The organism is Helicobacter sp. 23-1045, from assembly GCF_053654655.1.
In genome coordinates, this window is sequence record NZ_JBSIUR010000003.1 from 166005 (window position 1) to 178474 (window position 12470).

Consider the following 12470-nt stretch of genomic DNA (forward strand, 5'->3'; position numbering starts at 1 on the left):
AAATCTAAAAATTATACGCCACAAACGCTTCGAAATAATTATGCACCTTTTGCGTGCTAAACACCCTGCGGTATTTCGCGCCAATCTCTGCCCCTGCGTATTTACCTGTGGCGACTATATCGATATTGTGAAGCGGTTTTAGCGTCTCTTCGCTTTTGATATTGCCCTTTATATCGCTAATATTGCCATATAAAAATTCAATATCAAAATAATCCGCAAATCCATATCCCACGCCAAAATACGCCGTGAGCGCGTTTGTATCGTAGAAATAACCACTGCCTTTATTTAGCGGACGGCGATTGCCAATCGATGCGAAATCCACCACACCGCCAGATTCTGCGCTTTTGTTAAAGACTTTCATCACGCCAAGTGTCGCGCTTAATTTATGCTCATCCGCAACGGCAAACTCCAAATGCTCCGCCACATCTAAAAAGTGCGTATCAAGCGTATCTTTGGGATTTGCGTGAAAAAATGAATATTTGATACTCGTAGATGACGCGATAAACTCATTGCCTAAATTTAGATTCGCCCCAATCCACGCGCCTAAATAGCTTGGCACTTCGCTTGTCCTCGTCCCGCCGACACTCATAAAATACGCCTCCACCATCAGCGGTTCATAAGAATTATTCGTAATCCCCGCGATAAATGAATCGCCCCTCACATTATCCTCAAACTGCAAGATTTCATTATAATCCGCCACGCCTTGCCGTGAGAACCAATACCCTTCGATTTTTGTCGCACCTTGCGGGATTTTCACGGCAAATCTCGCCCCTTCGATATAGTCGCCAACCCACTCCAAATCCACCGCTTCGCGCCCCGCACTCACATCAAAATACTCGCTTGTGTAGCCGATAAATCCTTGATATAAAATCGCATTTTTGCCAAGAAACTCATCGTAAAATTCGCTCTTACTACCAAGATTCACGCTACCCATCGCACTTAATCCAAAGCGAAGTCGCTCAAACTCCACGCCCTCAAATCCCAAATACCCATAGAGACTTTGAAAATTGCTTCTATTGCCCGAGTATCCTTGCGAATACTGCGCGCCGACTTGCGCATTGTAAGAATAGTTTTCTTTAAAATGTTTTGCGATTTCATTTTCGCCATCATCGGCAAAAACGCCACTAATCGCCAAACTCGCCGCCATCGAAATGCCTAAAATTTTATTTTTCATATTTGCTCCTTTGAATTTTTAAATTTAAAATCGCAATATTATAATAATAATTCTTAAAAATATTTTAAAGTGAAAATTGAATAAAAAAATTCGCAGAATCTAAATTGATTTTGCAGATTCTGCGTTTTTTGTTGCAATTCGCAGAATCTAAATTGATTTTGTCATTGCGAGGCAGTTTGAGCGTAACGAAAACAACGAAGCAATCCATTTTTTGATTTATAATTTGCCGTGTTCGCTTCGCTTACTCGCAATGACGAAATGGGAGTTTTATTTTTTAGATTCTGCGATTTGCAAAATCTGCCTTCCTCATCTATTGCGGAGAGTAAATTCAAAGTTCCCCCTCCCTTGCAGAGGGGTTAGGGGTGTGTTAAATTTCGTAGATTCTGCGAAATGCCAAGTGCATTGCGGTTTCGATTTGATTTGATTTGTGAGTGTCTAAAAAGATTTTCGATGCTTCGATTGCCTGAAAAAGAAGCATTTTTGTGCCGTCAATCGCGCAGATTCTGCGATTTTTGGCAAGTTCCAAAAACGGGCATTTTTTGCCATACATTAAATCAAAGGCGATTTTTGTGCGTTTGAAAAGCCCTGCCAAAATCGCCCTATCCAAAGGCAAGTCGCCATTTATTGATGATGAAGTGGCATTGACAATCAAATCATACTGCGATTCGCCACTGAGATTCGCGCTAAATTCCCCAAAATTCGCACTTTTAAAGCCATTTTGCCTAAAAAATTCTAATCGATTTTCGCTACGATTGATAATCTCCACGCAAATCCCGCGCTCTTGCAAGATAAAGGCAATCGCCTTTGCGCTGCCACCAGCACCAATTACTAGCGCATTTTTTACAAATTCGTCTTTTGGCGATAAATCGGGGAGACTTGTTGCTCGCTTCGTTGATGAACCATTAGTTCTATCGCCTCGCTCACAACTGCGCAACCCCGATTTTTCGCTCAAAATACTAGAATTTGGATTTTTAAAATTCGCGTTTTTTACGCATTTCGCAGAATCTATCAAATTGCGATAAAATCCCATCGCATCTGTGTTATATCCAAAAAGTCGCTCATCGCGCCGAACAATGGTATTTATCGCGCCGATTTTTTGTGCGATTTCGCTTACCTCATCACAGGCTTCAAGCGCGATTTCTTTAAATGGGATAGTGATATTTGCCCCGCTTAATCCGTATTCAAAAAATTGCTCCCTAAAATCCTCCGCATTTGTGGTTAAATCCATTAAGATTCGCACATACCTTGCGTCAATGCCTAAATTGTAAAATGTGGAGTTATGCAAATACGGCGATTTGGAGTGGGCTATGGGATTGCCAAAAACGGCGAACAGCTTCAATTTCGCCCTTTTTGATTTGCGCCATCTTTTACAGAATCACCCGCATTTTTCGTGCCATCTCCCGCATTCTCCGCACTATCTTTTAGCAAACTCAAAAACGCAAATCCGCCGTTTTCTAACTTCGCCCACTGCCCTTGTATCTCGCTAATGCGAATCACCGCGCCTTTTTTAAATCGCTTTAAGATTTTGCCCTCGACACTTGGCTTTGCGCGGACATTTAGGACTTTTACCTCTACGATGAAATTTCGCGGGAGTTTTGGCAAATCTGTTGTTACGGATTCTGCGGTGTTTGGCGTAGAATCTAGCGCATTAAACGCAGAATCTATCTCATTTGGCAACTCATCTAGCGACTTTACAGAATCTAGCGGTGCTTGTGAAAAATCTTGCGCGAGATTCTGCGAATTTTGCGAAAGATTCGGCGACAGATTCTGCGAATTTTGCGAAAGATTCGGCGGGTAGAAATCTTCGCCACCGCTTGTTCTCATCGCATTTTGGCGATTTTCTGCGAATAAAAATACGACTAAATAAATCAGCGCACCTATCGCAAGCACGCTAATGTAGGTAAATGATATGACAAATTTTCTGCGCATTTTGCTAAACATCTAAACTCCCTAGTTCGATTGCCGCCATCTCTACAATCTTTTTAGGTATCTCGCCCTTGCTAAATAGCGTAGGATTCACGCTGTAATAATGCTCGCACAAGTCAAAGAGTAAAAAGCACATTCGCGTGATAAGGCGCAGATTACCGCTACTTTGCTTGAAAATAAACTTATAATGCCACTCTTTGAAAAGTCGCGGGATTGAATCTAGCCCCGCCTTGCTTAACTTTTGCGCGATGAAAAGGCGGATATTTGGCACATCAAGCTCACGGATTACGACTTTATCCCAAATGCGCGATGTGAAATAGCTTTCATTCAGCACTTCTTTATGTTTTAGCGCGTGCGTTACCAAAATAAAGCGAAACACACGGCAATCGCTAAGCATTCGAATCACTTCTAACTCTTTATCGCCATAAAGTTGCACTTCATCGATGATAATCGTAGGCGAGAGCTCTTCACGCTTTAAATTCTCGCTAAAACTTTTAAAAAACTCATCGCGCGTCATATTTTTGTGGATTTTGATTTGTGGGAGAAACTTTATATGCAACTGCGCTAAAAACGCATTTAGCGAGAGAAATGGGAAAAGTTGAATATGCAATCGCCCTTTTGGGATACTCTGCTCCAACTGCTTTATAAGATAACTCTTGCCAACGCCGGGCTTACCGGTCAAAATCACGATTTGAAATGGCACTTTTTCAATCAACTGCTCGATGCGATGACGCGCCGAAATATTGATATCCAAATCGATATAATCCATCGTATCGACTTTTTCTAAAAACACGCTCTTTGCTTCGCTAAATGGGTTCATTCAAAACTCGCTAATTGTTAGATTTTATAATCAGATTCTGCGAATTTTGGCGCAGAATCTAATGATTTTTGATTTGTAAGCAAAAATAATTCCTAATTTAGATTCTGCGATTAGATTCTGCGAAATTGTGTAGATTCTGCGACTCGTGCGCGAGATTCTGTGTTTTTTTAAATAGATTCTGCGATTCCTTTCCCTTATGGATGATTTGCATTTTATTCCCCCTCCCTTGCGGAGGGGGTTAGGGGGTGGGTAATTTTGATTTTAGATTCTGCGAATTTTACATTAAGATTCTGCGTTTTTCGTGCGAGTCGCAGAATCTACTTCAATTTTCGCAGAATCTAGCGCAAATCTTTTTTAATCGCACTTGCGATTTTGCGGGGCGAAATGCCTAAAATGTCCTCAATTTCGGCGGTTTTGCCCTGCGCTATGAATCTATCGTCAAATTCAAATGATTTAATCGGCACAAACACCGCATTTTCGTTTAATAAAAGGGCGATTTTTTCAGCGATTCCGCCCTTTTTTACGCCATCGCTAAAAACATAGATTTTATCCACGCGCCTTGCTATGCTTAAAATAGTCGCGCTATCAAGGGGCTTTGCAAAGCGCAAATCCACTAAAATCGCGCTAAATCCTAGCAATGTGTTTGTCAAATGTGCGCGTCCCACGCCGTTGCCAAAGGCAAAAAAGGCGATTTTTTTCACTTCGTCATTGCGAGACTTGACGCAGTCAAGTCGTGGCAATCCACTCTTTGATTTTTGGATTGCTTCGCTTCGCTCACAATGTGGTGGCTCAAACAAAATCTCCGCCTTGCCAAATCTAAACGGCTTATTTTTAAAGGTGTTGTTTTTTAGCAAAAAGCCACCGCGCGGGTAGCGAAACGCACAAGGCGATTTGTCAAACCCTGCTGCAAAGCGGACAGCAAGCTCTAAACTTCGCTCATCGCGGGGCGCAAAAATCGTCATATTTGGGATTAGCGACAAATATGAAATATCAAAAATGCCTTGATGAGTTTCGCCATCCTCGCCTACGATTCCAGCCCTATCTATCGCAAATCGCACGGGTAGATTCATAATGCTAACATCGTGGATAATGCTATCAAAGGCGCGTTGCAAAAATGTCGAATAAATCACCACAAAGGGCTTAAAGCCCTCTTTTGCCATCGCTGCCATCGAAGTGGTGGCGTGTGCTTCGGCGATGGCGACATCAAAAAAGCGACTAGGCAAATTATCCATTAGCAAGTCTAATCCCGTGCCACTAGGCATTGCAGCGGTTACGCCGATGATTTTGCTGTCATTTTGGGCTAGTTTTAATAGCTCTTTTGCAAAAATTTTGGTGGGATTGGTGGGCTTTGGCGGATTTAGCGGAGTGCCATCCTTTGTATCAAATGGCGCGACACTATGCCACTTTTCATACCTGCCTTGCGCGATTTTGTAGCCATAGCCCTTAATCGTCTGTGCGTGAATCAAAACGGGCTTTTTTAAATCTCGCGCCTTTTGAAAAATGCTAATGAGTTCGGCGATATTATGCCCATCGATAGGACCGATATAGCTAAGCCCAAGTTCCTCAAACAAAATGCCGGGCGTGATAAGTTTCAGCGATTCCTCAAATCGCTTTGCCAAAAATGTCGCCGAATCGGGCATTATGTTTAAAAACGACTTTGCTTTATCGCGCAAACTTTGATACATTTTCCCTGCTGTGGCGGTGGAGAGATACTTGCTCATCGCCCCGATAGGCTTGCTAATGCTCATCTCATTGTCGTTTAAAATAATAATCATCGGGTATTTTATGTCGCCGATTTCGTCCAACGCCTCATAGATTAGCCCCGCGCTCATCGCGCCATCGCCGATTAAAATCACAGGCACACGATTTTCGCCACGCAATTTTATCGCCCGTGCTGCGCCCACTCCAAGCGACAATGAAGTCGAGCTATGCCCCGCGATGAAATAATCGGCGTTTGATTCGCTAGGCTTTGCAAAGCCACTGATTCCGCCTGTTTGGCGCAATGTGGCAAATGATTCATATCGTCCGCTTAAAAGCTTGTGTGCGTAGATTTGGTGGCTCACATCAAAGATAAATGGGTCTTTATAGCAGTCAAAAACCGCGTGCATTGCGATTGTGATTTCTACGCTGCCTAAATTTGAGCTTAAATGTCCGCCATTTTTGCTTAAAACTTCGATGATTCGAGTGCGAATCTGCGCTGCGATTGCCTTTAACTCATCGATGTTTTTGCCTTTTAGAGAGCCAAATTCGCGGTGATTCGCGGTCGAATCTAAATTTGCGTTAAGATTTGGATTTTGTGAAATTTGAGTAAAATCTTGCATTATGTTTCTCATCTATTTTTTCCACACAATATGCCCGTTGATATTGTGTTTTTCATACACTTCAAGCACTTCGTTTAAGAATGCAATCAACTCTTTATCATCAGCTTCTTTTGCGGTTTCAAGCATTCTTATAAACATTTTCTTACCCGTTTCGGTTTGTTTTAAATTTTTCTTTAAAAAATTATGCCTTGCACACAGCGTTTGTCCATTTTGCAAAGTCGCTTTGCCACCCAAATCTTTGGGCTTTATATGGTCTATGTGAAGTTCCACGCCCTCATTTTTGCCAAGCCCACAAATCACACATTTGTAATTATCTCGCTCCAAAATCTGCTTTTTTAGCGCAGGGCTAAAATCCTCCAAATCCTGCCTTAAGTGCGCCATTTCAGGCTCATAGCGATACACACCTTTGGCGATTTTTTGCAAATAGCCCCTTTGGTGCAAACTGCGAATGCCTCTATCAGGGTCGCGAAAGACTTTGCCCGTGCGCTTTTGCCACTCGCTCGTTACCCAATCCACAACTTCAGGGTGTGAAATATCGCGTTTAGGATTTGCCTTAAAAAATTCCATTATCAAATCAAGTTGCGAAATTTGCTTATCCATTAAAATAATCCTTCTAAAATAATCTTTGCTTCTTTTTGTATTGTTTGCAAAAAGCGATTTTTTGATAGTTCGCAGTAGCTCTTATCGATTTCAATACCGACAAATTCGCGTTTGTTAAGATAACTCTCTATCATAGTCGTGCCAGAGCCACAAAATGGGTCGCATACTACATCGCCCACAAACGAAAAAAGCTTTATGCACCGCTTTGGCAATTCTCGTGGAAAAGGCGCAGGGTGTCCTACGCGCTTTTTAGATTCACCATTGAAACTCCAAAGTCCATTTGTCCAAGCCATAAATTCATCTTTGCTTATGTCGCTAACGCCTTTTTGCGCTTTTTTCCACTCGCCTTTGTAAAGCACCAAAATCAACTCCACAGGTGCGATGACATAAGGTGCAGACGCGGAGAGCCAGCTCCCCCACGCCGTGCGCCGTGAGATATTGCCCTCATTCCACACAATCGTGCTGTGGTATTTCCAGCCAATTTTTTTGGCTAGTGTCGTTATATCTGCTCCCACGCTTTGCTGTCCGCCTTTGTTTTTATCAAGCGGGATATTTAGGCAAAATCTCGCCCCATCTTTTGCCCAAAGATAGCAGTTTTTTAGCCACTTTTCGCAAAATTTCAAATAGTTTTCATATTCGCCTGTGTCGTCATTTGAGTTATATTCTATGCCGACATTATAGGGTGGAGAAGTGATGATTAAATCCACACTTTGCGGTGATAAAAGCGAAGTTTTAAGCACAGAATTTTGGTGTAATGCGATATTTTTATGGCTAAAAAATGGCGATAGATTTTCACGCTTTTTGCGCACCAAATCCGTAAAATCTACCCTAGATTCTAAATTTTCATCATATTTTTGAGCTATGGAAGTCATTTATATCCTTTTGGTTGTGTATCAAAGTGATTTTTTATCGATTCAAATATCGATTCAAACTTGGCATTCCCACTTTTATCACCCATCAAAAGCCCTTTAAGTTTTCAATGACGCTTTGTTTTAGCAATTTGTAGCGCGACATTATGCTACCATCGATATTGCCATTTTCGCTGATAATCACCACGCCACCTTTTGCGATGGCGTCATCGCTTTTGATTTTGATATTTTCCTTGCCTTTTGCCAAATTGTTCAAAAACTCAAAATCAGCGGGATTTACCTTTATCACCACATCTAAATTCCCGCTCATCAACTTTAACAGCTCTTTTGCAATCGAAGCGGCGACTTTAGCGGATTCCTCGCTGACTTCTTTTATGATGACTTCTTTTGCGATGTCAAGCGCGATAGAGCTTAGCTCGGATTCTAACTTAGCAATCTGCTCTTTTGCGCCATCGATTGCCGAATCTAGCTTATTTATCGAACTTGCGATTTTTTCTCTCTCAGATTCGATGCTATTTTTTAGCTCCAAATCCACCATCATTTTGCCCTCTTTTATGCCCTCTTCTTTGGCAACTTTTTCGCGCTCGATGGCTTGGGCTTGGAGCTCTGCGAATCGCTCTTCAAAGCCCTTCAATGTCGCACTCAAATCATCGCTTTTTTGCAAAAGTTTATCAATCAACTCTTTTTCTAAACTACTCTCAATCATCGCAACCTGCGCCTTACTTGGCGCAAATGTAGAATCTTTTGTAGAATCCATCGTAGATTCTGCGATTTTGGGTGCTGAATCTACGGATTTTTGGCGAGATTCTGCGTTTAGATTCTGCGATTTTACACTAGATTCTGCGATGGTTTTAAAGCTATATTTATTCATTGTGTGCGCATCTAACTCATCTAGCGCGATTACGCTTTTTTCATTACTCAACAACATCATCTGCCTCGCCTATGGTGATGACGCCTTGCTCGCTTAGTGCTTGGACGATTTCGACAACCTTTCTTTGCGCGCTCTCCACATCACGCACTTTGACGACGCCCAAATATTGTAGCTCTTCGATAAATGTTTCCCCCGCTCTTTGGCTCATATTGCTTAAAAACTTCTGTTTTAATTCCTCTGGCGCGGATTTTAGTGCCATCGTCAAATCCTTTTTATCCACCGCTTTTAGAATCTCAATAATGGCGTTTTTATCGAGTTTCACGATATCTTCAAATGTAAACATCATCTCTTTGATTTTGATTGCTAGTTGCTCATCGCTTTGCTCGATGTGAGATAGCGTAGTCTTTGCCGCCTTTTGCCCCAAGCGATTGAAAATCTCCGCCACCGCGCGTGGTCCGCCCACTTCGACTTTGTAGCTTGTAAGTGAATCTAGCTTATTTTCTAGCACGGCGGACACTCGCTTAATCGTATTTGGCGCGATATCGCCCAAACTCGCCATTTTGATAGAAATATCCGCTCGTTCCGAGTCTGAAAAATAGCTCAAAGTCTCCGCCGCCGAGTTTGAATCCATATGCGCTAAAATTAGCGCGATTGTCTGCGGATGCTCATTTACGATAAAGTCAGCAAGCTGCTGTGGGCGGACTTTTGAGAGATAAGAGAAGTTTTTTGCCGCTTGCATTGATTTAGAGAGCTTCTCTAACACTTTTTTTGCTTCCTCTTCGCCTAACACGCGATATAAAAGCTCCCTTGCATACTCAAATCCGCCCTGTGTAATGTATTGATTGCTTTGAAAAATCGCATAAAATTCCTCCAAAACCGCCGCACCGATGCTTTTATCCGTGCTTTTCATTTGTGCGATAAATTTTGAAATCTCAGTGATTGAATCTAAATCCAAATGCGAGAAAACCTCGCCCGTCAAATCATCGCCTACCTGCATAAGCAAAATGGCGATTTTCTCTGCCATCGAAAACTCATCATATTGTGCGCGCTGATTTTGCGTTAGATTAAATGCCATTTACGCCCCTTTTTTAATATCCTCTAATCCTAACTCATCGCGGATTAGCGTTTGAAAGAGATTTGCGACTTCTTGCGGTTTCTCCGCCAAAAGTGTTTTGATTTTTTCTAGCAACACTTCATATTTCAGCTCATCCTCCCTAAAATCGCCAAGTCCGAGCTGATTTTCAATGCGCTTGCGGAGTTCATTTTCTTTATTGCTTATCTCTTCGTCCTCATCAAGGGCGATTAGCGACTCTATATCCTCATCGCTTTTTTCTTGCGTCTCAATCATTCGCTGTGCAAATGGCGCGATGATTTTTTGATAGAATATAAAGATGATAATCGCCACAAGGACATATTTTAGCAAGGGCAGGGCGGGTTTAAGTGCGTTCATAACTTTTTCAAGCGAAGTTTGCGGTGTGAAAGAGCCGCTCTTTGCATTAAACTCAAAGTTACCGACACTCACCATATCGCCCCGCTCTTGCGAAAAACCAATCGTTTGCTTTACAAGTGCCTCAATTTGCTGTATTTTCGCAGAATCTAGCGCAACATATTGCATTTTCTCCACGCCATTATCATTTACTAGCGCATAAGTCCCATCAACCACCACCGCCGCGCTTAATCGTTTTAGCGTCCCAAACTGCCCCTTAATCTCTGAAATCGTCTTGCCGACTTCGTAATTTGTCGTAGTTGTGTTTATGGTGTGAATCTGTTTATTATTTAGCGAATCAAGCCCCTGCACAGGTCCCACATTACTAACTGCGCCGGGCACTCCGCCGATTTCAGGTTCGCTTACGCCCTCTTTGCGCTCTTCGTGTGTTTGCTCCCCGCGCACGACATTATTTGGGTCAAAAGTCTCTTTCATACTTTTGGTTTGCGAGAAGTCAAACTCCGCATTTACCTTTGCCACAACCCTATCTTTGCCCCCGATGATGGGCGTTAAAACATTGCTGATTTTATCCTCTAAAATGCGCTCAAAATTATTTTTGTATTTTAATTGCAAGTTTATGATTTCATTTGTGGCGGTGGATTCGTTATTTGCGTCAAGTGGCTCGCCGTTTTGATTGATGATGGCGACATTTTCTTTGGTGAGTTTTGAGATAGCGGAGGCGATTAGATTTTTAATGCCCTCAATTTGATTTGGCGTAAGATACATATTTGGGAGAATTTCTAGCGTTGCGGAGGCTGTCGGCAACACTTCTTTGCTTACAAAAACGCTTTCTTTTGGGATTGCGATATGCACTCTTGCGGAAATGATAGGTTTTAGGCTCTCAATCGTCCGCCCAAGTTCGCCTTCAATAGCGCGAGTTCGCTTGATAGCTAACTCTGACTCCGTTATCCCAAAGCTTTGCTCATCAAAAATCTCAAAGCCTACTTTGCTATTTTTTGGGATTCCGTTGCTTGATAGGGCGATTCGTTGCTCATAAACGACATCTTTTGGGACTAAAATCGTATCCTCGCGTTGCAGTTTATAAGGGATATTGTTGCTTTGCAAATGTTGCAAAATTAGCGCGTTATCGCTAGGCGTTAGCCCATCAAAAAGCACGGCGTAGTTTGCATTTTCATTGCGGTCGCGAATCGAAAATACGATAAAAAACGCCAAAAACGCCACAATCGCCACAACCCCGCCAATCATAGCGATTTTTTGGCGTTTGTTTAGGCGATTGTATAAATCTAAAAGTTGCTTAAAAAGTTTGTTAATATCCACGAATCCGCCCTAAATCTTAGCATTTTTATTTAAAAATTTTGCGATATATTTTAGCACTTGTTTGTTTTCTTTTTCTAACCCGATTGTGATTCGCACGGCGTTTAGATTGTAGCTTTTTAGATTTCTAATAATTATGCCATTTTTTAGCAAATAATCGCACAGCGCGGTTGAATCGACATTTGATTCAAAGAAAAATGCGATAAAATTCGTGTAAGATTCGATAAATCTTATGCCGTTTTCTTTTGCGAATTTTTCATAGATTTTCATCTGCTTTGCGTTGTTTTCAAGCGTTTTTTCGACAAATTTCTTTTCTTTTAGCGCGACAAGCGCGGCTTTTAGCGAAATATTTGTATTATTAAAAGGTGGGCGCAGTTTTGAAAGCGTTGCGATGGTGCTATCAATGGCTATGCAAAAGCCCACGCGAAGTCCGCCTAACCCATAAAGTTTAGAAAATGTCCCTAAAAAAATGGCATTTGGATAGGTTGAAATCAGCTCACTTGGCGAAATCGCCCTATTTTTGTCCTTAAACTTTGCAAATTCGTTGTAGGCGCAATCAAGCGCGACAATGCAATCTCTATCAACCGAATCTAAAATCCTATACACTTCATCACGCGTGAGACAATCGCCTAGCGGGTTATTTGGGACACATAGAAAAATGATTTTGGGCTTATGCGCTTTTGCTAGGGCGATGATTTCATTTGCGTTAAAAATATCGCTTTTTGTCCGCACTACACTTGCTTCACACTGCTTTGCATAAATCTCATACATCGCAAATGTTACCGCGCTAGTCAAAATTTTGTCGCCTTTGCCACACACAGCGCGAATCAAAATGTCAATAATTTGGTCGCTCCCACTGCCTAAAATGATATTTTGCGGGTAGATTCGGTGCTTTTTTGCTAACGCCTCTTTTAGCTCATAAGCACTATCATCGGGGTATCGAAAGGCGTTTTTTGCCTCTTTTTTAATCGCCTTTGCCACAGCTTTTGCGCAACCTTGCGCGTTTTCATTGCTTGCTAACTTTATAACATCATCTTCATAAATGCCAAATTCGCGCACCACAAGTTCGATTGGTTTGCCTGATTCGTAGTTTTTTAGCGTATTTAGATAATTTTTAAATCCCATTTT

At 41.9% G+C, this 12470-nt stretch carries 13 protein-coding genes; 1 reads left to right on the top strand and 12 read right to left on the bottom strand.

What is annotated here, in order from left to right; all coding sequences use genetic code 11:
- Positions 1–4: 4 nt before the first annotated feature.
- From ACWIUE_RS04705 to ACWIUE_RS04725, 5 genes are all read right to left on the bottom strand, one after another.
- Positions 5–1174: a hypothetical protein gene (locus tag ACWIUE_RS04705; RefSeq protein ID WP_454135323.1), complete on the bottom strand. Its 1170-nt coding sequence runs from the start codon at positions 1172–1174 to the stop codon at positions 5–7.
- 161 nt (positions 1175–1335) lie between these two features.
- Positions 1336–1506, bottom strand: a complete 171-nt coding sequence (locus ACWIUE_RS04710) for a hypothetical protein (protein WP_454135324.1) — start codon at positions 1504–1506, stop codon at positions 1336–1338.
- 35 nt (positions 1507–1541) lie between these two features.
- On the bottom strand, positions 1542–2513 hold the full coding sequence (locus ACWIUE_RS04715) for a shikimate dehydrogenase (protein WP_454135326.1): 972 nt from the start codon (positions 2511–2513) through the stop codon (positions 1542–1544).
- Positions 2510–3115 carry an SH3 domain-containing protein gene (locus ACWIUE_RS04720; protein ID WP_454135328.1) on the bottom strand — a complete coding sequence of 202 codons (606 nt, stop codon included), beginning with the start codon at positions 3113–3115 and terminating at the stop codon, positions 2510–2512. Before ACWIUE_RS04720 ends, ACWIUE_RS04715 begins: the two co-directional genes overlap by 4 nt.
- Entirely contained in the window at positions 3108–3920 is an 813-nt protein-coding gene (locus tag ACWIUE_RS04725) for an AAA family ATPase (RefSeq protein ID WP_454135330.1), read from the bottom strand. Before ACWIUE_RS04725 ends, ACWIUE_RS04720 begins: the two co-directional genes overlap by 8 nt.
- A 245-nt stretch (positions 3921–4165) precedes the next feature.
- On the opposite strand from ACWIUE_RS04725, the gene ACWIUE_RS04730 reads away from it, so the two are divergent.
- A complete protein-coding gene (locus ACWIUE_RS04730; protein WP_454135331.1) occupies positions 4166–4312 on the top strand; it encodes a hypothetical protein in 147 nt (48 codons plus the stop codon).
- Here the strand turns inward: ACWIUE_RS04730 and dxs are convergent.
- The 7 genes from dxs to hisC all read right to left on the bottom strand — a co-directional run bounded on the left by dxs (position 4259) and on the right by hisC (position 12467).
- Complete coding sequence (gene dxs / locus ACWIUE_RS04735; protein WP_454135333.1) at positions 4259–6241, bottom strand: 1-deoxy-D-xylulose-5-phosphate synthase; 1983 nt, start codon at positions 6239–6241, stop codon at positions 4259–4261. The genes ACWIUE_RS04730 and dxs overlap by 54 nt on opposite strands.
- 12 nt (positions 6242–6253) lie before the next feature.
- Positions 6254–6841: an HNH endonuclease gene (locus ACWIUE_RS04740; RefSeq protein ID WP_454135335.1), complete on the bottom strand. Its 588-nt coding sequence runs from the start codon at positions 6839–6841 to the stop codon at positions 6254–6256.
- The gene (locus ACWIUE_RS04745; RefSeq protein ID WP_454135336.1) at positions 6841–7713 is read right to left on the bottom strand and encodes a DNA-methyltransferase; all 873 of its coding nucleotides are present in this window, start codon (positions 7711–7713) and stop codon (positions 6841–6843) included. Before ACWIUE_RS04745 ends, ACWIUE_RS04740 begins: the two co-directional genes overlap by 1 nt.
- An 85-nt stretch (positions 7714–7798) precedes the next feature.
- Positions 7799–8641, bottom strand: coding sequence for a flagellar assembly protein FliH (fliH, locus tag ACWIUE_RS04750; RefSeq protein WP_454135337.1), 843 nt, complete (start codon positions 8639–8641; stop codon positions 7799–7801).
- Positions 8625–9656: a flagellar motor switch protein FliG gene (fliG, locus tag ACWIUE_RS04755; RefSeq protein ID WP_454135338.1), complete on the bottom strand. Its 1032-nt coding sequence runs from the start codon at positions 9654–9656 to the stop codon at positions 8625–8627. The genes fliH and fliG overlap by 17 nt, the downstream gene beginning before the upstream one ends.
- The gene (fliF, locus tag ACWIUE_RS04760; RefSeq protein ID WP_454135340.1) at positions 9657–11345 is read right to left on the bottom strand and encodes a flagellar basal-body MS-ring/collar protein FliF; all 1689 of its coding nucleotides are present in this window, start codon (positions 11343–11345) and stop codon (positions 9657–9659) included.
- Between the two features lie 9 nt (positions 11346–11354).
- The gene (gene hisC / locus ACWIUE_RS04765) at positions 11355–12467 is read right to left on the bottom strand and encodes a histidinol-phosphate transaminase (protein ID WP_454135342.1); all 1113 of its coding nucleotides are present in this window, start codon (positions 12465–12467) and stop codon (positions 11355–11357) included.
- Positions 12468–12470 lie beyond the last annotated feature (3 nt).

Excerpts from the sequence above, each read along its gene's own strand:
- ACWIUE_RS04705 (WP_454135323.1), bottom strand. The coding sequence starts at position 1,174 with ATGAAAAATAAAATTTTAGGCATTTCGATGGCGGCGAGTTTGGCGATT.
- ACWIUE_RS04720 (WP_454135328.1), bottom strand. The coding sequence starts at position 3,115 with ATGTTTAGCAAAATGCGCAGAAAATTTGTCATATCATTTACCTACATT.
- ACWIUE_RS04725 (WP_454135330.1), bottom strand. The coding sequence starts at position 3,920 with ATGAACCCATTTAGCGAAGCAAAGAGCGTGTTTTTAGAAAAAGTCGAT.
- dxs (WP_454135333.1), bottom strand. The coding sequence starts at position 6,241 with ATGCAAGATTTTACTCAAATTTCACAAAATCCAAATCTTAACGCAAAT.
- ACWIUE_RS04740 (WP_454135335.1), bottom strand. The coding sequence starts at position 6,841 with ATGGATAAGCAAATTTCGCAACTTGATTTGATAATGGAATTTTTTAAG.
- ACWIUE_RS04745 (WP_454135336.1), bottom strand. The coding sequence starts at position 7,713 with ATGACTTCCATAGCTCAAAAATATGATGAAAATTTAGAATCTAGGGTA.
- fliH (WP_454135337.1), bottom strand. The coding sequence starts at position 8,641 with ATGATGTTGTTGAGTAATGAAAAAAGCGTAATCGCGCTAGATGAGTTA.
- fliG (WP_454135338.1), bottom strand. The coding sequence starts at position 9,656 with ATGGCATTTAATCTAACGCAAAATCAGCGCGCACAATATGATGAGTTT.
- hisC (WP_454135342.1), bottom strand. The coding sequence starts at position 12,467 with ATGGGATTTAAAAATTATCTAAATACGCTAAAAAACTACGAATCAGGC.